The 20,323-nt window shown below is 73.7% G+C and carries 21 protein-coding genes and 2 pseudogenes; 6 read left to right on the top strand and 17 right to left on the bottom strand.

The window, feature by feature from the left end:
* Positions 1-166: 166 nt before the first annotated feature.
* Positions 167-1,216, top strand: a complete 1,050-nt coding sequence (locus HNR12_RS15510; RefSeq protein ID WP_179768159.1) for a zinc-binding dehydrogenase — start codon at positions 167-169, stop codon at positions 1,214-1,216.
* A gap of 39 nt (positions 1,217-1,255) precedes the next feature.
* Here the strand turns inward: HNR12_RS15510 and HNR12_RS15505 are convergent, their stop codons facing one another.
* The 6 genes and pseudogenes from HNR12_RS15505 to HNR12_RS29185 form a co-directional block, all read right to left on the bottom strand.
* Positions 1,256-2,068, bottom strand: coding sequence for an alpha/beta fold hydrolase (locus tag HNR12_RS15505; RefSeq protein ID WP_179768158.1), 813 nt, complete (start codon positions 2,066-2,068; stop codon positions 1,256-1,258).
* A 270-nt stretch (positions 2,069-2,338) separates the two neighbouring features.
* Positions 2,339-3,551: pseudogene (locus HNR12_RS15500) on the bottom strand (cytochrome P450).
* Between the two features lie 285 nt (positions 3,552-3,836).
* Positions 3,837-4,670: an ABC transporter permease gene (locus HNR12_RS15495; RefSeq protein WP_179768157.1), complete on the bottom strand. Its 834-nt coding sequence runs from the start codon at positions 4,668-4,670 to the stop codon at positions 3,837-3,839.
* The gene (locus HNR12_RS15490) at positions 4,667-5,626 is read right to left on the bottom strand and encodes an ATP-binding cassette domain-containing protein (protein ID WP_179768156.1); all 960 of its coding nucleotides are present in this window, start codon (positions 5,624-5,626) and stop codon (positions 4,667-4,669) included. The genes HNR12_RS15495 and HNR12_RS15490 overlap by 4 nt, the downstream gene beginning before the upstream one ends.
* Positions 5,627-5,655: 29 nt before the next feature.
* Complete coding sequence (locus HNR12_RS15485; RefSeq protein WP_338119844.1) at positions 5,656-6,459, bottom strand: DUF4097 family beta strand repeat-containing protein; 804 nt, start codon at positions 6,457-6,459, stop codon at positions 5,656-5,658.
* A 127-nt stretch (positions 6,460-6,586) separates the two neighbouring features.
* On the bottom strand, positions 6,587-7,048 hold the full coding sequence (locus HNR12_RS29185) for a ribbon-helix-helix protein, CopG family (protein WP_179768155.1): 462 nt from the start codon (positions 7,046-7,048) through the stop codon (positions 6,587-6,589).
* A gap of 15 nt (positions 7,049-7,063) precedes the next feature.
* On the opposite strand from HNR12_RS29185, the gene HNR12_RS15475 reads away from it, so the two are divergent.
* On the top strand, positions 7,064-7,600 hold the full coding sequence (locus HNR12_RS15475) for a DUF2243 domain-containing protein (RefSeq protein WP_179768154.1): 537 nt from the start codon (positions 7,064-7,066) through the stop codon (positions 7,598-7,600).
* A gap of 7 nt (positions 7,601-7,607) precedes the next feature.
* A complete protein-coding gene (locus HNR12_RS15470; RefSeq protein WP_179768153.1) occupies positions 7,608-8,522 on the top strand; it encodes a cytochrome c oxidase assembly protein in 915 nt (304 codons plus the stop codon).
* Here HNR12_RS15470 and HNR12_RS15465 read toward each other — a convergent pair.
* From HNR12_RS15465 to HNR12_RS15445, 5 genes and pseudogenes are all read right to left on the bottom strand, one after another.
* Positions 8,458-8,946, bottom strand: coding sequence for a MarR family winged helix-turn-helix transcriptional regulator (locus HNR12_RS15465; protein ID WP_179768152.1), 489 nt, complete (start codon positions 8,944-8,946; stop codon positions 8,458-8,460). The genes HNR12_RS15470 and HNR12_RS15465 overlap by 65 nt on opposite strands.
* Before the next feature lie 227 nt (positions 8,947-9,173).
* Positions 9,174-9,962, bottom strand: coding sequence for an ABC transporter permease (locus tag HNR12_RS15460; RefSeq protein ID WP_179768151.1), 789 nt, complete (start codon positions 9,960-9,962; stop codon positions 9,174-9,176).
* A pseudogene (locus HNR12_RS15455) lies at positions 9,959-10,807 on the bottom strand (ATP-binding cassette domain-containing protein); the annotation flags it as partial. The gene HNR12_RS15460 and the pseudogene HNR12_RS15455, both read right to left, overlap by 4 nt.
* A 36-nt stretch (positions 10,808-10,843) precedes the next feature.
* A complete protein-coding gene (locus HNR12_RS15450; protein ID WP_179768150.1) occupies positions 10,844-11,659 on the bottom strand; it encodes an alpha/beta fold hydrolase in 816 nt (271 codons plus the stop codon).
* Between the two features lie 147 nt (positions 11,660-11,806).
* Positions 11,807-12,472 carry a DUF4097 family beta strand repeat-containing protein gene (locus HNR12_RS15445; protein WP_179768149.1) on the bottom strand — a complete coding sequence of 222 codons (666 nt, stop codon included), beginning with the start codon at positions 12,470-12,472 and terminating at the stop codon, positions 11,807-11,809.
* Between the two features lie 235 nt (positions 12,473-12,707).
* Here HNR12_RS15445 and HNR12_RS15440 point away from each other — a divergent pair, with 235 nt between their 5' ends.
* From HNR12_RS15440 to HNR12_RS15430, 3 genes are all read left to right on the top strand, one after another.
* A complete protein-coding gene (locus HNR12_RS15440) occupies positions 12,708-13,472 on the top strand; it encodes a GbsR/MarR family transcriptional regulator (RefSeq protein ID WP_179768148.1) in 765 nt (254 codons plus the stop codon).
* Positions 13,473-13,698: 226 nt separating this feature from the next.
* The gene (locus HNR12_RS15435) at positions 13,699-15,117 is read left to right on the top strand and encodes an MFS transporter (protein ID WP_246425092.1); all 1,419 of its coding nucleotides are present in this window, start codon (positions 13,699-13,701) and stop codon (positions 15,115-15,117) included.
* Positions 15,118-15,203: 86 nt separating this feature from the next.
* Positions 15,204-15,500, top strand: a complete 297-nt coding sequence (locus HNR12_RS15430) for a nuclear transport factor 2 family protein (protein WP_179768147.1) — start codon at positions 15,204-15,206, stop codon at positions 15,498-15,500.
* Positions 15,501-15,532: 32 nt separating this feature from the next.
* Here HNR12_RS15430 and HNR12_RS15425 read toward each other — a convergent pair whose 3' ends face one another.
* The 6 genes from HNR12_RS15425 to HNR12_RS15400 all read right to left on the bottom strand — a co-directional run bounded on the left by HNR12_RS15425 (position 15,533) and on the right by HNR12_RS15400 (position 20,218).
* Entirely contained in the window at positions 15,533-15,736 is a 204-nt protein-coding gene (locus tag HNR12_RS15425) for a hypothetical protein (RefSeq protein ID WP_179768146.1), read from the bottom strand.
* A gap of 192 nt (positions 15,737-15,928) precedes the next feature.
* A complete protein-coding gene (locus HNR12_RS27865; protein ID WP_218901945.1) occupies positions 15,929-16,174 on the bottom strand; it encodes a hypothetical protein in 246 nt (81 codons plus the stop codon).
* A gap of 260 nt (positions 16,175-16,434) precedes the next feature.
* Positions 16,435-17,541 carry a methyltransferase domain-containing protein gene (locus HNR12_RS15415; protein WP_179768145.1) on the bottom strand — a complete coding sequence of 369 codons (1,107 nt, stop codon included), beginning with the start codon at positions 17,539-17,541 and terminating at the stop codon, positions 16,435-16,437.
* The gene (locus tag HNR12_RS15410) at positions 17,538-18,497 is read right to left on the bottom strand and encodes an MvdC/MvdD family ATP grasp protein (protein ID WP_179768144.1); all 960 of its coding nucleotides are present in this window, start codon (positions 18,495-18,497) and stop codon (positions 17,538-17,540) included. Before HNR12_RS15410 ends, HNR12_RS15415 begins: the two co-directional genes overlap by 4 nt.
* Positions 18,497-18,784 (bottom strand): hypothetical protein, encoded by a 288-nt coding sequence (locus HNR12_RS15405; RefSeq protein ID WP_179768143.1) that lies wholly within the window; start codon positions 18,782-18,784, stop codon positions 18,497-18,499. The genes HNR12_RS15410 and HNR12_RS15405 overlap by 1 nt, the downstream gene beginning before the upstream one ends.
* A 270-nt stretch (positions 18,785-19,054) precedes the next feature.
* The gene (locus HNR12_RS15400) at positions 19,055-20,218 is read right to left on the bottom strand and encodes a methyltransferase domain-containing protein (protein ID WP_308251266.1); all 1,164 of its coding nucleotides are present in this window, start codon (positions 20,216-20,218) and stop codon (positions 19,055-19,057) included.
* Between the last annotated feature and the right edge of the window lie 105 nt (positions 20,219-20,323).

The raw sequence follows: 20,323 nt of genomic DNA, 5'->3' as shown, positions 1-20,323 counted from the left end.
CCCCCTTTTTTTATGCCCGGAAACGGGCCGCGACCGGGCCGCCCGCGTGTCGCCACCGGTCGGCCGACGCTTCCCGACGTACCTTTGCAGTCAGCCGCGATCCTGCGGCCCTGCCCGACGCACAGCGGCGTTTCGGCCGTCCCGCCGCCAGGAGGTACCCGTTCCGATGACCGCGACCATGCGCGCGCAGCGGTTCCACAAGGCCACCCGGCAGTGGGCGATCGAGGAGGTGCCGGTTCCCGACCCCGGGCCCGGCGAGGTCCTGGTGAAGGTGGCGTACTGCGGCATCTGCCATTCCGACCTCAGCCTGATCGACGGTGTTTTCGGCGGGCCGGAGGTCCCCGACGTCATCACCCAGGGGCACGAGGCGGCGGGCGCCATCGCCCGTATCGGACCGGGTGTCACCGGATGGGCCGAGGGCGACCGCGTCATTCCCGCCGCCGGCCGGCCGTGCGGTGTCTGCGAGTACTGCCGCCGGGCCGACTTCGGGAACTGCTCAAACATCCTGCTGATGGCGTTCGCCTATGACGGCGCGTGGGCCGAGTACACCGTCGCCCAGGCTGTCGGCCTCACCCGGGTGCCCGATTCGGTGCCTCTGGAGCAGGCCGCGCTCCTGGCCGACGCCGTGTCCACGCCCTTCGGCGCGGTGGTGCGCACCGGCAGGGTCGGCATCGGCGAGGCGGTGGGCGTGTGGGGTGTGGGCGGGGTCGGCACCCACATCGTCCAGCTCGCGCGCCTGGTTGGCGCCAACCCCATCGTCGCGTTCGACCTGGACGAGGAGATCCGTGGCCGCGCGATCGCCGTGGGCGCGGACTTCGCCTTCGACTCCCGCGACCCCGACGTCAAGGCCAAGGTCGCCGAGGTCACCAAGGGCCACCTGCTCGACGTCGCCTTCGACGCGGTGGGCATCAAGGCCACGTTCGAGCAGGGCCTGGACCTGCTCACCGCCGGCGGGCGGATCGTCGGTGTGGGGCTCAGCGCCCAGGAGGTCTCCCTCGGGACCACGGCGGCGTTCGGCGTCTCCCGCAAGCAGGCGCTCGGCCACCTGGGCTACAAGAACGAGGACATCGGCACGCTGGTCGACCTGGTGGCCGCCGGGCGGCTGGACCTGTCGCGGTCGATCAGCGGTGTGGTGGGCCTGGACGACCTCGGCGAGGGCATCCGCCGCCTGCACGAGCACGAGGGCAATCCGATCCGCATCCTCGTCCGGCCCTGACCGCCCTCACAACGTGGACAGCCCCGCCGGCCCAGCGGCCTACGCGGTGGTGGCCGGCTGCTCGGCGGTGAAGAACTCGGTGACCACGGGTGCCAGTGCCTCGGGCGCGATGCCGTGGTCCTGGCCGGGGAACGTGTGGGTGACGACGTGCGGCCCCAGCGCGGTGAGCGCCTTGCCGCCGTCCTGCATGAACGCCTCGCTGGCCCCGCCGATGCCGACGAAGACCGGGATCCGCACGGACTCCCAGCGGTGCAGCGGCAGCCGGTTGCCCGACATGGCCTCACCCATCACCCTGCCGTCGTAGGCGATGGTGTGGGCCAGCGCCTCCATGGCCGGCCACATCGGGGCCTGGCGCATGCCCGCGACCATCTCCTCGGGGAGGCCCACCGCCGCGGTGAGGAAGAGGGCGACGGCCTCCCCGCGGGCACCCTGGTCGACCAGCCGGTCCAGGTGCTCGACGTAGTCGGCGGGCAGCGGGGCCCGGCTGTCGTCCACGATGAAGGGCGGCTCGTAGAGCGCGACCCGGGTGACGGCGCTGCCCCGCGCGGCGGCCTCCAGCGCCAGCACGGCTCCCGACGACAGGCCCAGCAGCATCGCCGAGCCTCCGGCGGCCTCGATGACCGCGTCGATGTCCTCGACCTCGCGGGCGACGTCGTAGGGCGCGGTGTCGCCGCTGTCGCCCCGGCCGCGCCGGTCGTGGGCGTAGACGGTGAAGTGCTCGGACAGCAGCGCCGTGTAGGGCGCGAAGTCGGCGCGGGCCATGAGGGCACCGGAGACCAGGACGAGCGCCGGGCCCGTGCCGGTCTTGTCGTAGGCGATGGGGGTGCCGTCGCGGGAGATGACCGTGTGCATGTCGGCCGACCTTTCAGGTTCTGTGTCCGGCGCGGCCGTGTTCACCTGCGCCTGGGCGGCAACAGTAGTACGCGGCGGTGACATTCCGGTTGGGCGGCACGGTCCCAGAACGGGGACGGCCGCGCCGGACGCGTCGAAGAGCCGACGAGGTCCGCCCGCGGCCACCCGTCCCCCCGTGTACGCGGGGTTCCGGGTGAGCCGCGGGCGGAGGCGCCTCAGCTCACCGCTTCACCGCTTCATCGGTGTTATCGGTTTCGCCGGATCCGCGGGTCACGCGTCCCAGGTGACCGGGAGGCACCGGACCCCGTAGAGGTCCGCGGTCTCCGGGCGCAGGGGGACCTCCTCGGGCGGTACGGCCAGGCGCAGCGTGGGGAACCGGGCGAACAGCGCGGGGAGGGCGACGCGCATCTCGACGCGGGCCAACTGCTGGCCCAGGCACTGGTGGATGCCGTGGCCGAACGCCAGGTGCCCGCCGCCGCTGCGGCGCACGTCCAGCGCGTTGGGGTCGGTGAAGCGCTCGGGGTCGCGGTTGGCGGTGTTGACGGACAGGACGACCGTCGCGCCGGCCTCGATCGTCTGGCCGCCCACCTCGGCGTCCACCAGCGCGACCCGCAACGACGTCTTGGCGACGCTCAGGTACCGCAGCAGTTCCTCCACGGCCCCGTCGGCGAGGTCGGGGTCCGCCCGCAGCGCGGCCAGCTGCTCCGGGTTGCGCAGCAGCGCGAAGGTGCCCAGGGCCAGCGTGTTGGCGGTGGTGTCGAACCCGGCCGCCAGCAGGGTCAGGGCGACGCCCTTCAGCTCCTCGTCGGTCAGGTCGCCCTCGGTGAGTTCGCTGAGGATGTCGTCGGTGGGGTTCGCGCGCTTGGCGGCCACGAGGCCCGCCAGGTAGGTCTGGACCCCGGTGTAGGCCGCGATCAGCTCCTCGTCGCCCACCTCCCCGCTGTGGAAGACGTCGACCTGCCGCTGGAAGGAGCCCCGGTCGGCGTAGGGCACGCCCAGCAGTTCGCAGATCATCACCGAGGGGATGGGCTTGGCGAACGCGGTGACGAGGTCGGCCGGCGGCCCGGCCTGCGCCATGGCGTCCAGGTGCTCGGCGGTGACCTGCTCGATCCGCTCGGTGAGCAGCCGCATCCGCCGGACGGTGAACCTGCGCACCAGCGGCTTGCGGTAGCGGCTGTGCACCGGCTCGTCCGTGAGCAGGAACTCGCCCGGCGCCGCGGGGGGGGGGGACCTCCATGCCGCCGTAGTCGATCTGGGGGTGGTGGCGCATCAGCTCCTTGCGGGCGCTGAACCGGGGGTCGGCTAGGACCTGGCGGACCTGGTCGTATCCGGTGACCAGCCAGCCCTGGTGGCCGTCGGGGAAGGAGAGGCGGCTGATCGGCCCGTGCCCGCGGGCCTCCAGGAGTTCCGCCGGGGGGTCGAAGGGGCAGCCGGGCCGCCGCGTCGTGGGCATTGCCGTGACGGTGTGGACGGAGTCGCTCATGGGGTCCTCGGTTTTCGCGGTAGGGGGTCGGGGGTCGGACACGGGGAGAGCGGGTTGTGCACAGGCGGGGAAGCCGTGTTGCGGCGGCGCCGCCCGGCAGGTGATCGTGAAGTGTGCGCACTATCCGGAGTTGTGTGGACGCGCTTCGTGTTCGGCCGCGGCGCGGGGCGCCCGTTCGTGATCGGCGCGTGGCGGGGTTCGAGGCGGAGCGGCCTCGGTGGCGGCCGCGGCCGGCGGGGAGGGGAGGAGCGAATGCCGCGGAGTGGGGCGGTGGCGGGGTCCGCGTCAGTTGGCGGGCTCGCGGTTGAACAGGCGCTTGGACCACAGGTAGGACCCCAGGGCGATCCCGGCGCACCAGGCGAGCGCGATCCAGCCGTTGTCGCCGAGCGGCTCATCCATGAGCAGGGCACGCAGGGTCTCGGTCATCGGCGTGAATGGCTGGTACTCGGCGAACCAGCGCAGGCCGGCGGGCAGGGAGTCGGTGGGCACGAACCCGCTGCCCAGGAACGGCAGCAGCACGAGCGGCATGAGCACGTTGCTCGCGCTCTCGACGGTCTTGCTGACCTGGCCGAGCGCCACGGCCAGCCAGACGAGCGCGAACGTCATCGCCGCCAGGAACCCGGCCGTGGCCAGCCACCCGGTGAGCCCGGCCTCGGGCCGGAAGCCCACCAGCAGTGCCACGCCGGTCACCAGCGTCAGGGCGAACGCCGCCTGGATCATGCTGGCCAGGACGTGGCCGGTCAGCACCGAGGCGCGGGCGATGTGCATGGTGCGGAACCTGGCGATGATGCCTTCGGTCAGGTCCATGGCGACCGACACCGCGGTGCCCTGGATGATGCTGGTCACCGTCATGAGGATGATCGCGGGGGTCACGTAGTTGACGTAGGCGGACCGTCCGCCGGCGGCGTCGCCGGGTGCGGGGCCGCCGAGCCCGGCGCCCAGCGTGCCGCCGAACACGTAGACGAACAGCAGCAGGAAGACCACCGGCATCCCGACCAGGGTCAGGGTCAGCGACGGGTACCGCAGCATACGCTTGAGGTTGCGGCGCAGCATCGTCGTGGAGTCGCGGAAGGGGTGGAAGCGGGGCGGAGCGGGGCGGGAGAGGGTGTCGGTGCTCATCGGGTGGTCGCTTTCTCGGTGGTGGGGCTGCCGGTGAGGGCGAGGAACACGTCGTCGAGGTCGGGGGTGTGCACGGACAGTTCCTCCACGTCGATGTCGTGGTCGTCGAGCCGGCCGATCAGGGTCTTGAGCGACCGCAGGCTGCCGTCGCCGGGCACGCGCAGGGCGAGCGCGTCGTTGTCGGGGGAGGTCTGGTCGAGCACGCGCACGGCGGCGTCGAGGTTCCGGTGGTCGGCGAACCGCAGGCGGACGTGTCCGCCGGGGATGCGCCGCTTCAGCTCCTCGGCGGTTCCCTCGGCGACGATCCGGCCGCCGTCGAGCACGGCGATCCGGTCGGCGAGTTCGTCGGCCTCCTCCAGGTACTGCGTGGTAAGGAAGATGGTGACCCCATTGGCCACCAGGTCCCGGACGATCTGCCACATGTTGCGGCGGCTGCGCGGGTCCAGACCGGTGGTCGGCTCGTCCAGGAAGATCACGCGCGGGCTGCCGACCAGGCTCATCGCCAGGTCGAGCCGCCGCCGCATGCCCCCGGAGTACGTCGACGCCGGCTTTCCACCCGCCTCGACCAGGTCGAACTGGTCGAGCAGGTGGGCGGTGCGGCGCCGGGCCTCGCCGCGGTCCAGATGGTGGAGCCTGGCCATCATCAGCAGGTTCTCCTCGCCGCTGAGCAGGTTGTCCACGGCGGAGAACTGGCCGGTGACCCCGATCGCGGCGCGCACGCCGTCGGGTTCGCGGGTGAGGTCGTATCCGGCGACCCGGGCGTCGCCGGAGTCGGCGCGGATCAGGGTCGAGAGGATCTTGACCGTGGTGGTCTTGCCGGCGCCGTTGGCGCCGAGCAGCGAGAAAATCGTGCCTTCGCGCACGGTGAGGTCGAGGTCCTTGAGGACGGTCTTGCCGCCGTAGGCCTTCCGCAGCCCGGTGGCGGTGATCGCCGGCCGGGAGTGCTCGGTGGTCATGGTGTCCCTTTCGTCGGTGGCGGAAGCGGTCAGGAGGAGCGTCGGATGGTGATGTCGCCGTAGCCGGTGCGGCCGCGCACCCCGACCGTCTCGTCGGTCTCGCCGGGCCGGGCGGTGTTCTCCAGGTGGTTGCGCAGGTGGCCCCGTCCGGTCTCCATCTGCACCCAGGCGGCGGTGCCCTCCGCGATGCCGACCTCCAGGTCGCCCATGGAGGTGGCGAGCACGACCACGCCGCGGGCGGCCTCGCCGACGCGGATGCTGCCGGCGGAGGTCTTGGCGTCGACCCCGGCTCCGGCCCGCTCGACCGTGATGTCGCCGGAGGCCGAACGCACCCGGGCGTCGCCGGCGACCGCGTCGATCGTGGTCTCGCCGCTGGAGTTCTTGACCACGGCGCCGCCCGCGATCTCGCCCAGTTGGATGCGGCCGGTGCCGGTGGAGGCCTCGGCGTCGCCCTCGACGCTGTCGGCGGTGATGTGTCCGGCGCCGGTGCGCACGCGCAGCGGGCCGGTCTGCTCAAGCCAGACGTTCCCGGCGGAGGTCTTCAGGCGGCACTCGCCGAGCCGGCCGGCGAAGCGGAAGTCGCCCGCCTGGAGTTCGCCGGTCACATGGGAGCCGCTGGGCAGTTCGATGGTGACGTCGGCCGACCTGGTCTTCTTGGAGAAGTCGAAGGCGGGGAGCTTGGGGCCGGTGACGCGCAGGACGCCGTTGGCGTGGTCGCCCCGGATCTGGCGCGCGGCCTTGATGTCGGACTCGTCGGAGTCGTCGCTGGGGCGGACGTCGACACGGGTGTCGGTCCGGTCGCTCGCGGCGATGCGCACGTCGCCGACGGCGATCTCGATGGTGACGGAGATCGGTTCGGGTGTCTGGAAAGTAGGAATGGTTGTCCCCTGGTGACGGGTAGGTGAGGCGTCCCCGCAGGTCAGGGACGTGGTGGTGGAAAGGTGTGGCGCGCGGGGGCGGCTAGCGCACCCAGCCGGTGATGCCCTGCTTGGTGCGCTTGCCGCCGCTGGGGAGGTCGGGGCGCGGGTCGTGGCCCGACCGCTGGAGGGAGGCGGCGGCGGCCCGCCCGAGCCAGGCGTTGACCGAGCGCCCCTCCCTGGCCGCGGCCTCCTCGATGGCGGCCTTGAGCTGTTCGGGCAGGCGGACGTTGATCCGCGCGGTGGGGCCGTCCTCGGCGAAGAGGAGTTCGGGGGCGGCGGTGTCGGCCGGGGTCGGCGTGTCCTCGGCGGGGTCCTTGTCTGTCCCCGCGCGGGGGTCCTCCCCGCGGCCTCCCCGCGGCTCCCTCGCCGCCTCCCGGGCCGCTGTTTCCCGCAGGGGCGGCGGGGTAGCCGCGCCCGCACGGCGTCCGCCCCGTGCCGCTCCCCGCGCGGTGCGCGGGCGCTCGCCGCCGCCTCCACCAAAGCGGCGGTCCACGCCCCGCACGAGGAAGGAGCCACCATGGCGCGAGCGCGGAGCGGCCCCGGCCCGGCGGCCCCGCCCGGCGAGGTGAGCGGGTACGACCGGCGCGGCCGCAACCTGGCGGCGGGCGTGCTGCTGGGCCTGGGCACCGTGGCCTTCCTCGACGAGGCGGTCTTCCACCAGCTCCTGCACTGGCACCACTTCTACGACCGCTCCACCACCGCCGTCGGCCTGGTCTCCGACGGCCTGTTCCACGCCTTCAGCTGGTTCGCGACCGTCGCCGGGTTCTTCCTGGTCGCGGCCCTGCACCGCGAGCGCGCCTTCTGGGCGGGTGCCTTCGCCTCCGGGTGGCTGACGGGCGCCGGGTTCTTCCAGCTCTACGACGGCCTGGTCCAGCACAAGCTGATGGGCCTGCACCAGATCCGCTACGGAGTCGACCTGCTCCCCTACGACCTGGTGTGGAACGCCATCGCCGCGCTCCTGCTGCTGGCCGGGATCGTGGGCTGGGTGCTGACCGGCCGCGCCCGCGCCGCCGCCCGCCGCTCCGGCGCCTCGCCCGCCCGCCGGGCCGGGTAGGCGCGCCGTGCACGGCCACGGCGGCCCCGGCGGCGGCCCGGCCGGCACCGGGGCGGTGCTCTCCGGGGGCGAGTGGGCGGTGGCCGCCGTGCTCGCCGCCGCCGTCCTGGCCTACGGCGCCGGCGTGGTGGCGGTGTGGGTCCGCGGCACCGACTGGCCCGCCGGCCGCCTGGCCCTGTGGACGTGCGGCTGGCTGTGCGCGGGCGCGGCCCTGCTGGGGCCGGTGGCCGAGCGCGCCCACCGCGACTTCGCCGCCCACATGGCCGGTCACGTGCTGCTGGGGATGCTCGCCCCGCTCCTGCTGGTCCTGGCGGCGCCGGTGACGCTGGCCCTGCGCGCGCTGCCGCGCCCGTCCGCCCGCGCACTGGCGCGGCTCTTGGCGTCCCGCGCGGCCGCCGTGCCCACCCACCCCCTCACGGCGGCGGTGCTCAGCGTGGGCGGGCTGTGGGCGCTGTACCCCGGCGGCCTGTACGCGGCGGCGTCATCCGGCCCGTGGGGGCACGCCGCCGTCCACGCCCACGTCCTCGCCTCCGGGTACCTGTTCGCCTTCGCCGTGCTGGGCGGCCCCGACCCCGCGCCGCACCGGCCGTCCCCGCCGTGGCGCGCGGCGGTGCTGGTGGCGGCGATCGCCGCGCACAACGTCCTGGCCAAGACCGTTTACGCCGTCCCGCCGCCGGGGGTGGACCCGGAGCGGGCCCGGGCGGGCGCCGAGGTCATGTACTACGGCGGCGCCCCGGTGGAGATCGCGCTCATCGTGCTGCTGTGCGCCGCCTGGCTGGGACCGCGCCCCGCCCCGGCCGCGCGTCCGGGCCAGGCCGGCGGCCGGGGCGCCCCCGCCCGCCGGGGGCCGTCGGCGCTCACTCCCGGCCGGGACCGCCGGCCGGCGGCGCGTTCGGCGGGTCGGACGGGCGGTGGGCGATGAGGCGGCGCATCATGCGGTGGAGTTCGCGGACGTCGTCCTCGGGCCAGTCGGCGGTGAGGTCGGCGAACACCGACTCCTGCCAGGCGTGGGCGGCGCGCAGCAGGCGGTGCCCGGAGTCGGTGACGACGAGGACGCGGCGGCGGCCGTCGTCGGGCGAGGTGGTCTTGCGCAGGTAGCCGTGGGCGGTGGCCTGGGCGACGAGCCGGCTGGCGCCGGACTGGTCGATGCCCAGTTCGTCGGCGACGTCGTTGACGGTGGCACCGGTGGCACCGGTGCCGTGCGCGCGGGCGGCCACGGCCTCGGTGACCCAGACGTCGCGCCCCCGGTCGGGGTCGATCCCCGCGGCGGTGGGGCTGAGCCAGCGGCGGGACCAGTAGCGGACGAAGCGGAAGAGAGTCTGGCCCGGTCCTTCGGTGTCCGGCATGGTCCGCCCCTCCGCTCCCGCCGCCCGCTCACCCCCCGCCGAGTCGACTCTACACACCTGTTGCATGCGATACGCATACAGGCGTGCCGTGCGGGCCGCCGCCCGTACCGCCCGCCCGCACCACGCGAGAGGGCGGCGTACCCGACACGGTGTCGGTGTACGCCGCCCGCGGACGCGAGGGAACGGGACGGAGCGGGGTGCGGGTGCGGCCCGCGCCGCCACGGCGGCTACTTCGGGTCGCGGTTGAACCGCGCGGTCGCCCAGAGGTAGCCGGCCACCGCAAGGCCCACGCACCAGGCCGCGGCCAGCCACCCGTTGTGGCCGATCTCCGTGCCCAGCAGCAGGCCGCGCAGGGTCTCGATCGCGGGGGTGAAGGGCTGGTACTGGGCGATGGGCCGGACCCAGCCCGGCATCGCCTCGACGGGGACGAAGGCGCTGGAGAGCAGCGGCATGAGGATCAGCGGCATCGCGTTGTTGCCGGCGCCCTCGGCGTTGGGGCTCACCAGGCCCAGCCCGACCGCGACCCAGGTGAGCGCCGTGGCGAAGAGGACCAGCAGGCCGAGGGCCGCGCACCACTCCAGGAGGGTGGCGTCGGTGGCGCGGAACCCGATGGCCACGGCGACGGCGCCGACGAGCACCACACCGGCGACCGCCTGCACCACGCTGCCGACGACGTGTCCCACGATCACCGAGCCGCGGTGGATCGCCATCGTGCGGAAGCGGGCGATGATGCCCTCGGCCATGTCGTTGGAGACGGAGACCGCGGTGCCCACCACGGTGCTGCCGATGGTCATCAGCAGCAGGCCCGGAACGATGTAGGCGATGTAGGCGGAGCGGTCCGCGCCGCCGCCGATACCGGCGCTCATGGCGTCGCCGAAGATGTAGACGAAGAGCAGCAGCAGCATGATCGGCGTGAACAGCAGGTTCAGCGTCAGGGACGGGTAGCGCCGGGCGTGCAGGAGGTTGCGGCGCAGCATCGTGGCGGAGTCGCGCGCGGCGAGGGAGAGGGTGTTCATCGGAGTGCCTCCTTGGCCTGCTGGGGGACCCCGCCGCCGGTCAGGGCGAAGAAGACGTCGTCGAGGTCGGGGGTGTGCACGGTGAGCTCGTCGGCCTCGACCCTGGCGGTGTCCAGCCGGTCGAGGATGGAGCGCAGTTCGCGCTGGCTGCCGTCGCCGGCGATCCGCAGGGCCAGGGAGTCGTCGTCGGGGACGCTGCCGGGCAGCGCGGCGGCGGCGCCCCGGTAGGCGGCCGGGTCGGTGAAGCGGAGGCGGACGTGCCCGCCGGGGACCATTCGCTTCAACTCCTCGGGGGTGCCCTCGGCGGCGATGGTGCCGTCGTTGAGCACGGCGATCCGGTCGGCGAGTTCGTCGGCCTCCTCCAGGTACTGCGTGGTGAGGAAGACGGTGACCCCCTCGGCGACGAGCCGGCGGATGATCTGCCACATGGTGTGCCGGGAGCGGGGGTCCAGGCCGGTGGTCGGCTCGTCCAGGAAGATGATCCGCGGGCCGCCGACCAGGGTCATCGCGATGTCGAGGCGGCGGCGCATACCGCCGGAGTAGGTGGAGGCGGGCCTCTTGGCGGCCTGGACCAGGTCGAAGCGCTCCAGCAGTTCGGCGGTCACGCGGCGGCCCTCGCGGCGGGGCAGGCGGTGCAGGTCCGCCATGAGGAGCATGTTCTCCTCGCCGGTGATGAGGTTGTCCACGGCGGAGAACTGGCCGGTGACGCCGATCGCGGCGCGCACGGCCTGCGGGTCGGCGGCGAGGTCGTGTCCGGCGACGCGGACCTCGCCCGAGGCGGGGTCGGGGGTGATGAGGGTGGAGAGGATCTTGACGGTGGTGGTCTTGCCGGCGCCGTGGGCGCCGCCCGGGTCGGCGGGTCGTCGGCCGGCCGGTGGTGCTCAGCGGGCCTGGCGGTCGAGGTCGGCGACCTCGCGGATGGCCGCGGTGATGGCCGGGTAGTCCTTCTTCAGCAGCGCGCCGTGGTTGCTGGGGACCTTCGCGGCGACCTTGATGTTGGCGTTGCGGGCGGTGACACCGGTGAGGCTGGTGCGGATCCGCTCCTGCTCGTCGCCCTTGCTGCCGAAGGACGTGCCCGAGGCGACCACGAAGCGGGTCGGCACCGTGATGGCGTCCAGCACCGGCCCCAGCGCGTCCTCGCGGGACAGCCAGCCCAGTTCGATGTTGCTCTGCGCCTGCTCCGCGGCGTTCAGCCGCGGGGTCAGGCCGGTGGGGCGCAGCAGCCGCATGACCGGGCTCATCCGGCGGAACATGGTGGTGATCCGCTGCGCCATGGCCTCGTCCATCCAGTCGTAGGGGAAGGCGCCGTCGACCAGGACCGCGCCCATGGTGCGCTCGGGGTTGCGGTGGACCCAGTGCGCCGCGACGACCGCGCCGTAGGACCAGCCCACCACCACCGCGCGCTCCACGCCCCGGGCGGCGAGGACGGCGTCGACGTCGCGGACGGCGGCCTCGAAGGAGTAGTCGGAGGAGGTCTTGGACTTGCGGCCGCGGCCCCGCTCGTCGTAGGTGATGTGGCGCCAGTCCGCGCCCAGGTCGGCGATGACGTGCCGCCAGTAGCCCTGGGTGGCGAACTGGCCGTTGAGGTAGATCACGGGGGTGCCGGAGCCGCCGGTGTCGGTGGCGGCCAGGGCGGTGTCGTCCACCGGGACCATGCCGGTCCAGGGGGCGGCGGCCGAGGTGTGGTTGGCGGTCATGTGCTTCTCCTGTTCAGGGGCGGGTGTGCGGGGTGGTGGGGGCGTGCGGGTGGGAGGGTGGTCCCGGGGAGGGCGGCCGGGCCCGCGGCGGCGACCGGGGCGGTCGGGATCGCGGTGGGCCCGGCCGGCGGGCCCTGGTGGTGCCGGTCAGAGGCTGCGGGCGCTGATGTCGCCGTAGGAGGTGGTGGCGCGGATGTCGAGTTCGGTGGTGCCGTCGTTCTTGAGGGAGTTGGAGACCCGGCCGTGGCCGGTGCCGGCGTCCAGGGCGGCCGAGACGCCCGCGGCGGCGGCGACCGCGATGTCGCCGGACTGGGTGCTCAGTTCGACCGTGCCGCGCCCGGCCTCGGCGATCCGGATGTCGCCCCGCTGGGTGCTGATCGCGGCGTCCCCGTTGAGGCGGCCGATCTCGACGTCGCCGTCCGTGGCGGTGAGGCGGACCCCGGCGGCCTCGTCGATCTTGATCTGGCGGTAGGCGCCCTCGACGTCCACGGTGCCCAGGCGGCCGACGCCGCGCAGTTCCGTGGCGGCGGCCTTGACCTCCACGCGGCAGTCGGCGGGGAGCTGGACGGTGACCTCCAGGGCCCCCGAGGAGCCCAGGACCTTGTTCGTGGGCTCGGGGGCGTGGACCCGCAGGACGCCCTCGGCGTAGGAGACGGTGGCCTGCTCGGCGGCCTGGACGTCGCGGCTCTTGGCCGGGTTGGCGGGCCGGACCTCGACGGTGGTGTCGGCGCGGTCGGCGGCGATGAACTGGACGCGGCCGGCGGGGACGTCGAGGACGGCGGCGATCGGGGCGGGGGTGGCGAAGGTCTGCATTTCGTTCTCCGGTGTGGTGTGCTGCTCGTTGTTTCCGACATCGCAAACGCTACGTTGCTTTCCACAAGTCTCCAACATCAAAGTTGCGAAGTAACTGCATATGCGCAGGTAAAAGGCGTGAAATCGTTGCGCTGACTGTGAAAGGAATGCAATGCAACGCGCCTGTGCGTTGCAATGTAATGGAGATGAACGCTATGGTGGGGGCGACGGAGAACACCGACGAGGGGAGACCTCGATGCCGGGAGGCAGGCTCACCCAGCAGGAGCGCCAGCAGATCGCGCTGGGCCTGGCCGACGGCCTCGCCTACGCCGAGATCGCGCGGCGCCTGGACCGTCCGACCTCCACGGTCACGCGCGAGGTCATGCGCAACGGCGGCCCCACGGGCTACCGGCCCGACCTGGCGCAGCGCGCCACCGAGCAGCGCACGCGCCGGCGCCGGACCGCCGCCTCGCGGTCGGAGGCGGCTCCCCAGCCCTACGGGCGCGACGCCGAGGCGGTGGCGGAGTTCGAGGAGCGGCTGACCACCGTCCTCATGTCCTCGGGCCTGCCCAAGATGCCGGCGCGCGTGCTGGCCTGCCTGTACATCACCGACGAGGCCAGCCTCACCGCCGCCGAACTCGCCCGGCACCTCCAGGTCAGTCCGGCGTCGGTCTCCAAGGCGGTCACCTACCTGGAGGGCCTGTCCCTCCTCCGCCGGGAGCGCGCCGACGGCCGCCGCGACCGCTACGTCGTGGACGACGACCTGTTCTACCAGTCCACGATCGCCAGTGCCCGCGCCAACGACGTGCTGGTCACGACCGTGCGCGAGGGCGCGACCATCCTCGGCCCCCACACCCCCGCCGCCGTCCGCCTGGAGAACATCGCCCGCTTCCTCGACTTCGTCAGCGAGAGCACGCACCGCGCCGCCGAACAGGCCCGCGAGGTCCTCCGCAGCATGTCCGAGGCCAGGGCCCACGATCCCGCTCAAGCCCCCTCCCGCGACCCCGCCCGCCCCGCCTAGGGCCCCCGCGGACCGGCCGCCGAGGCGCCCGGCACCGGCGGCGTGCGCCGCTGGTAGCGTTCAGGGCATGTCCGGCTCCGCCGCGGCCGCCTGCGCCGCCGTCACCAGGACGCCCCGCTAGCGGCGGGGCGTCCGGACCTGTCCTCGCGACGTCCAGCCGCTTCGTGATCAGACCGGAGCGGCACTTTCGTGCTGCTCGGAAACCCTCTGAGCGACGGAGCACCGGATGTCCTCAAGCCTTCCCCCCTCGGGCGGGTCCACCCCGTCCCCGGCACGCGCGTGGCTGGTGCTGTGCGCGATGTCGGCTCTCCAGTTCCTCATCGCGGTCGACGTGACCGTGGTCAACATCGCCCTGCCCTCGATCGGCGCCCGCTTCGGGGTGGGCGGCCACGCCCTGACCTGGGTCGTGGTCGGCTACACCATCACCGGCGGCGGGCTGCTGATGCTGGGCGGGCGCCTGGGCGACCTGCTGGGGCGCCGCCGCACGCTGCTGGTGGGCACGGGGGTGTTCGGCGCCGCCTCCCTGCTGGCGGGCCTGGCGCCGTCCTTCGCGCTGCTGGTGGTCGCCCGGCTGCTCCAGGGCGCCGGCGAGGCGATCGCGCTGCCGGCGGCGATGGCGACCATCGTGCTGATGTTCCCCGAGGGGCCGCGCCGGTCGCGGGCCCTGGGCGTGTGGGCCGCGGTCGCCAGCTGCGGGCTCGTGCTCGGGTTCGTCCTGTCGGGGGTCGTCACCGCCCACCTGGGGTGGCGGTGGGTCTTCCTGCTCTCGGTGCCCTTTGTGCTGGTGGTGCTGCCGGCCGCGCTGCTGCTGGTCGAGCGCGACCGGCCCGCCGCGCCCGGGGCCGGGCCGCTGGACGTCCCCGGGGCCCTGCTGCTGACGGCCTGCCCGCTGCTGTTCGCCTTCGGCGCGGTCCAGGCGGGCGAACCGGGCGCGCCGGTGTGGGCCGCGCCCGCCGCGCTGGCCGGCGCGGCGCTGGCGGGGGCCGGGTTCGCGCGGGTGGAGGCTCGCTCGCGCAACCCGCTGCTGCCGCCGGCCTTCTTCGCCGACCGCACCCGGGTCGCGGCCAACGTGACCACCATGCTGCTCAGCGGGGCGCTGTCGACCTCGTTCCTGCTGTTCACGTTCTACCTCCAGGACCGGCTCGGCCTGGGGCCGCTGGCGGCCGGGGCGACGATGCTGCCGCTGGCCGCCGCACTGGTCGCGGCCTCGGCGCTCGTGCCCCGGCTGCTGGCCGGGTGGGGGGCGCGCGCGTGCGTGCTGGCGGGGCTGGCGTTCACCGGCGCCGCGATGGCCGTGATCGCTCTGGTCGCGCACTGGGGCGCGGGGCCGTGGGCGATGGTCCCGGCGATGGTGCTGATCGCCGCCGGGATGGGGTTCGGCCTGGTCGGCCTCCAGTACCTGGCGGTCAGCGGCGTGACCGGCGACGACGCCGGGACGGCCTCGGGCATCCAGCGCGCGGCCGACCAGCTCGGCGGTTCCGCCGGTGTCGCGGTCTACGTGGGGATCGGCTTCGCCCCCGCCCTGCACGGCGCCGACCCGTTCCTGGTCGCCGCGCTGCTGGCCGGTGCCGGGCTGCTGGCCGGGGCGCTGGTGGCCGGGCGCATGCGCGTGCCGGCCGCGGGCCCGGGGGAGCGGGCGGCGTAACCGCCCGCACCGCCGCCGCGCCCGGCCGGGTGCGGCGGCGCCCCGGTGGCCTAATATATGCGAAACGCATATAAAGGAGGCTTCGCATGGCCGAGGACTGGGCGCCGGTGCGGGAGTGGCACCGCGCGGTGAACGCACGCGACCTGGACACCGCCCGCCGGATCGCCGCCCCGGGAATCCGGGTGGGCGGCCCCAAGGGCGCGGCCGCGGGCGTGGAGGTGTTCACCGACTGGATCACGCGCTCGGGCATCCGCCTGGAGCCGGTGTCCTGGCACCCGGTGGGCGCGGACCGGGTCGTGGTCGAGCAGGACGCCACCTGGCCGGGCGCCCCGGACGCCCAGGCCCGCCAGGCCCCGCCCGTGCGCGCGGCCGGCGGAGGCTGAGCCGGACCCGCCGCCGTCCCGCGTCGGGCCCGCTACGCCGACTCGGCCTGGAGCACCATCTCGCCCAGGCCGGCCTCCAGGCCGATCAGCGTCCGGCGGCCGTGGTCGGTGCGGGCGGCGCTGATGCCGAAGGAGCGGTCGCGGCCATGTCGGCGACCAGCCGGTTGGCGGTCCCGCGCCGGGTACGGAACGCGGCCACCACCCTCACCGAGTATGGTTCCGGGTTCTGCGACCACTACGGGCTGTTGCGCCTTCGTGCTTCTTGCTCCCCCTCGACCAAGGACTTCGGTCACCCGTTCAAGGTGGGATGGCGGAGGAGAACGCGCGCGATGATCCGCTCCACGTGCTCCTCCCGTGGGTGAAGGTGATCCGTCGATGAACGCGCGGCCGTGGGTGTCGCGGTGCTGCGCTCTCCACGCATGCGGAGGTCAGTCCCCTCCGCCGCCTCCGTCACCTCCGTCGCCGCCGTCACCACCGCTCCAGCCACCGCCGCCGCTCTCTGGTCCGCGGCGGTGGTTCTCCTTGCGGGATTTCTCCAACAACTTCCAGGTCTCCTTGCTGATGTGCTTCGGACGCCGGCGCGGGGGCGGCGAACCGTCGTCCAAGAGGATGGCGATCCCGAGGATCGCGCCTGTCATGAGTACCGCCAACACGATCCCCAGCAGCGTGTCCAACGCCCCGCACCTCCCACCGGCCACCAAGCGGCGTCCTATCGCGAGTGTCGCAGCGCGCGAGGAGGCTGTCCCGGGGTGTGTCCGGCAACGGCCACCAGAGCAGGGCGGCCCCGGTGCCCTCCTCCACGCGTGTGGAGGAGAGCCCAGGGTCTTCGCCCCGGCCAGGCCTTGAGCCCCCGGCAGGCACCTGGGGTCTGTCCGGGAGACGGCCGTTCCCCGGATACGCGCAGCGACGGCCCGCATTTCGGCTTGTCGGTTCCTCAGACGTCCGCGGCGTTGTCATGTGGGAGCGCGATCGTCTGGCCCTGCGGGGCCACGGTGATCGTGAAGTCCTCGATTCCCGGCCTGCCCGCCGCCTCCCAGTGGGTGCGGGTGTCCTCGACCAGCGCCCACAGGTCGCGCGGCCCGGCCACCTGTACCTGGCCGGGCTCGTCGGGGGCGGTGGCCCAGGAGCCGTCGGGGGCGGCGATGTCGGCCGCGCCGGACGGGGCGATGATGACCTCCGGCTCGGCCGCCCACACCGCGAAGGCCAGGCCGGGGTTCTTCAGTTCGGCGCCGCCGACCCTGCTCGTGCGGGTGCGGGCGTCGCGCAGGTCGCGGTGGGACTGGCGGCGCACCTCGGGGCGGTCCAGCCGAGTCCGGGCGCCCATGAACGCGCCGTCGCCGCAGTGGGTGAAACCCCCGCGGGCGGTGCCGTCCTCGTGCACGTGGAGGCGGGCGATGCGGCCCACGTGCGGCGACCCCACCGAGCGCACGTCGACCAGGACCAGGCCGCCCGGGCGGGTCTGGGCCACCCAGGGGTAGGGCACGGCTTCGACGGAGTGGGTGGCGATCACCCGGTCGTAGGGGGCGCCCGCCGGCCAGCCGTGGGCGCCGTCGGCGGCGGCCAGCACCGGGTGCAGGTTGAGCCCGTGCAGGCGCCCGCGGGCCAAGGCCACCAGGTCGGGGTCGATGTCGATTGAGACCACGCGGTCTTCGCCTAGCCGGGAGGCGAGCAGGGCCGCGTTGTAGCCGGTGCCCGTCCCGATCTCCAGCACGCGGTGCCCTTCGTCCACCTCCAGGGCCTGGAGCATGTCCAGCATCAGCGAGGGGCGGCTGCTGGATGAGGTCGGCCAGGTGCTGCCCGGGTGGTCGGGGTGGGGCCTGCGCTGCACGGTCAGCGGCTCGTCGCTGTAGACCGTCGGAAGCCAGCGCGGGTCCTCGGCGCCGACCTCGGTGCTGTGGGGGCCACCGGTCCAGTAGGAGGGGACGAAGACGTGGCGGGGGACGGCGGCGAACGCCGCGCCCCAGGGCGTGCCGGCGGCGCCGATCCGCTCGGCCAGGGATGCCGCAAGCGGCTGCCAGTCCTGCGGTGCCAGGGCGGTCATGGTGCAGCTCCCGTGAGTTCGTCGGCGACCAGGTCGGCCATGGGGGCGCCGGTCTGCTCCTCAAGCCATGCCCACTGGCCCCCCGGGTTGAGTTCATAGACCCATGTCCGGTCGGCGGTGACGGCGAAGTCGAACACCGCCGACCGCAGTCCGAGCCGGGTCAGCGCCTGCTGGGCCCGGCGGACGACGCCATCCTCCAGTCGGGTACGGGCATAGGCCAGGGTGTCGTAGTGATCGCGGTAGTCCAGTCGCGCAACGCCGGTCCGGTCGGTGATCTCCACGGCCTCGCACCCGCCGGAGGTCACCAGGGCCCGCACGTCGCGGGCCCCGCGCACCCGGTGCTGGAACTGGTGCATGGTGGCCGCCACGCGCTCGTCGATGTCGGCGCCCGTCACCGGGGTGGTGTAGAGGGCTTTGACCGCGCCCTCCTCCGAAACCACCTTGTGCATGATCGCTTTGTAGACGGCGCCGCCGGGCTGGCCGGAGACGAACGCGCGAGCCGCGCTTGGGTCATTGCCCATCCAGGTGGCGGGCACTGCCAGGCCTGCGGCGGCCAGCGCGGCCAGTTGGACGGGCTTGTACTCGGCGTCGGCCACAGCCGAGGGGTGGGAGACCCACCGGGCGGGCAGGGACGCCAGGATTCCGCCGAGGCCGAACCGCGCCTCCACGATGGCGAAGCGGCGCTCCGGCACGCTCATCCCTTCCGCCGGTGCGAAGGGCGGACTGTGGTGGGAGTAGACGGCGGCGACGTCAGCGAGCGCGACGGTAGCGGCCGGGGTAGTGATGATGTGCCCGATCCACCCTGATGGGGTCAACTGGGCCTGCACACTGGCGCGCAGTGGGAACCACGACAGGTCCAGCCACACCACCTGCTGGGAGCGGCGTGTGAGGGCGTCGGCGACCAAGGCGGCCTCGCCGTCGTCGGAGGCGGCCAGGACCAGGACGGCCGAAGCCATCAGTCGGTGACGGTCTGGGTCTCGGTGTCGGATTCGACTTTGCCGCCGTTGTTGATGGTGGTGGGCCGGGTGATGATCTTGTTCTCCGTGGGTTTCTGGTGCTTGCCCGTCGGCAGGCGGACCGGACGGGGCACGCGGGCCCGGTCCATGCCCCAGGGGCGGTGAGCGGAGGGCAGGGCGTCGGAGACGGGGACGCAGCGGCCGGGCAGCCCGGTGGCGAAGCGGTCGTCCGCCAGCACAAGGGGATTGTCGTCGGCTGGCGGGGCGGGTGCGGGCTTGGTGGTCATGGCGGCCTTCCTCGATGCGGACTCAGGGCACGGGCCACCAGCAGTATTCCCGGGCCCGGGCGGCCGCGCAGCGGTGCGGGCCATGTGGCCGGAAGAGGTCACCGTCTGTAGTGGGCTGCGGCAGGTCGGCGGTCAGGTTGAGAATGGGCGCGCCGGTCTGCTCCAGCAGCCACGCCCGCTGAGCGTCGCGTACCCCGTGTGCAGCGGCTGCCCGACGCGCCGGCCATCACGCGGATCCGCCCGGGTGGCGGCGACCAGGCCGTCAGGCCTTTAGGACACGACGCACTCCGGCCTGTCCAGCCACACGTGCTCGCCGTTCGCGGTGACGGTGGCACCGAACCGCTCGCAGTCGGGGCGACCGTTGCGCTCCCACCAGCGGTAGGCGGCTTCGACCTCGTCGAACAAGCGGCGCTCACCGTGCTGCTCGACCACGTATTCACCTGCGCCGGGCACGTAGTCCAGTGACGCCCACGCCCCGCTGCCGTCGTAGAACCACAGCGTGTACTCGCCCGAGCCGTCCGAGGCGTGGAAGTCCACCTGGCACAGGCCCGGCACCCGGAGCCCAACCGCGAAGCGGGCGGGGGAGTCCATCCGCAGGATGTCGTCGGGGTCGAGCGTCGAGGCGGATGTCTCCACCGGAGCGCTCGTATCCACGTAGGTGCGCCATCCGCCGGTGAGGCCGCGCTGCTGTCGCAGCCACATGAATCCCGCCCGGCCGATGACCGGCCCCGACGCGGTTCCGTCCTCTTTCACCACAAGCCGCAGCAGGCCCGTGCTGGCATAGGGTGTTCCCCAAGGGACCACGATGACCCCGCCCGCGCGCGTCTGCGCCACCCACGCGTACGGCACCGGACCTGCCGCGACCGTCGCGATCACCCGATCGAAGGGCCCGTGCGAGGGCGCGCCGCGGGCTCCGTCGCCCACGACCACGGTCGGCGCCAGGCCGGCGGCCGCCAGCCGCTCACGCGCGTGGGCGGCGACCTGGCCATCGACCTCGACCGTCACCACGTTGGGTCCGCCAAGGCGCTCCGCCAGCAGGGCCGCGTTGAAGCCCGTACCCGTGCCGATCTCCAGTACGCGCGAATCCTCGCCCACGTCCAACGCGTCCAGCATCCGCAGCACGAGGGACGGTTGCGACGCCGAGCTGGTCACATAGCGGCCGCGCCCGCCCGGTCCGTCCGGTGCGCCGTCGTCCGCCTGGGTGGCCACCGCCGAATCCGAGTAGACGACCTGGGACCAGTACGGGTCATCGCGTTCCACGCGGACCAGCCACGTGGCATCGCGCGCGTCTGGCGCCCAGATCGCATCGGGGATGAACAGGCCGCGAGGGACGCGCCTGAACGCCTGCTCCCAGGCCGGATCGGTGAGGTCCCCTTGAGTCCGGAGCAGCCCGGCCAACTCGGCCGGGCCGCTCTCAGGGTGGGTGGACGTCACTTATTGTCCTTACCCGTCTTTTCCCCTCCACCGCCGTGAGTCGGGCCCTGCTGGCCGTCCCACTCCGAGGGCTTGCCCTTCCCCTTGTCCTCGGGCTTGTCGTCG

It is taken from the genome of Streptomonospora nanhaiensis (genome assembly GCF_013410565.1).
In the GTDB taxonomy this organism is placed as follows: domain Bacteria; phylum Actinomycetota; class Actinomycetes; order Streptosporangiales; family Streptosporangiaceae; genus Streptomonospora; species Streptomonospora nanhaiensis.
The sequence above is the reverse complement of the archived record's forward strand: the minus strand, read 5'-3'. Positions and strand labels throughout refer to the sequence as shown.

Bases quoted from the DNA above. Each gene is read 5' to 3' on its own strand.
- HNR12_RS15445 (WP_179768149.1), bottom strand. From the start codon at position 12,472: ATGCAGACCTTCGCCACCCCCGCCCCGATCGCCGCCGTCCTCGACGTC.
- HNR12_RS15440 (WP_179768148.1), top strand. From the start codon at position 12,708: ATGCCGGGAGGCAGGCTCACCCAGCAGGAGCGCCAGCAGATCGCGCTG.
- HNR12_RS15505 (WP_179768158.1), bottom strand. From the start codon at position 2,068: ATGCACACGGTCATCTCCCGCGACGGCACCCCCATCGCCTACGACAAG.
- HNR12_RS15430 (WP_179768147.1), top strand. From the start codon at position 15,204: ATGGCCGAGGACTGGGCGCCGGTGCGGGAGTGGCACCGCGCGGTGAAC.
- HNR12_RS15490 (WP_179768156.1), bottom strand. From the start codon at position 5,626: ATGACCACCGAGCACTCCCGGCCGGCGATCACCGCCACCGGGCTGCGG.
- HNR12_RS15460 (WP_179768151.1), bottom strand. From the start codon at position 9,962: ATGAACACCCTCTCCCTCGCCGCGCGCGACTCCGCCACGATGCTGCGC.
- HNR12_RS15405 (WP_179768143.1), bottom strand. From the start codon at position 18,784: ATGACCACCAAGCCCGCACCCGCCCCGCCAGCCGACGACAATCCCCTT.
- HNR12_RS15495 (WP_179768157.1), bottom strand. From the start codon at position 4,670: ATGAGCACCGACACCCTCTCCCGCCCCGCTCCGCCCCGCTTCCACCCC.
- HNR12_RS15450 (WP_179768150.1), bottom strand. From the start codon at position 11,659: ATGACCGCCAACCACACCTCGGCCGCCGCCCCCTGGACCGGCATGGTC.
- HNR12_RS15510 (WP_179768159.1), top strand. From the start codon at position 167: ATGACCGCGACCATGCGCGCGCAGCGGTTCCACAAGGCCACCCGGCAG.
- HNR12_RS15475 (WP_179768154.1), top strand. From the start codon at position 7,064: ATGGCGCGAGCGCGGAGCGGCCCCGGCCCGGCGGCCCCGCCCGGCGAG.
- HNR12_RS15410 (WP_179768144.1), bottom strand. From the start codon at position 18,497: ATGGCTTCGGCCGTCCTGGTCCTGGCCGCCTCCGACGACGGCGAGGCC.
- HNR12_RS15435 (WP_246425092.1), top strand. From the start codon at position 13,699: ATGTCCTCAAGCCTTCCCCCCTCGGGCGGGTCCACCCCGTCCCCGGCA.
- HNR12_RS15465 (WP_179768152.1), bottom strand. From the start codon at position 8,946: ATGCCGGACACCGAAGGACCGGGCCAGACTCTCTTCCGCTTCGTCCGC.
- HNR12_RS15415 (WP_179768145.1), bottom strand. From the start codon at position 17,541: ATGACCGCCCTGGCACCGCAGGACTGGCAGCCGCTTGCGGCATCCCTG.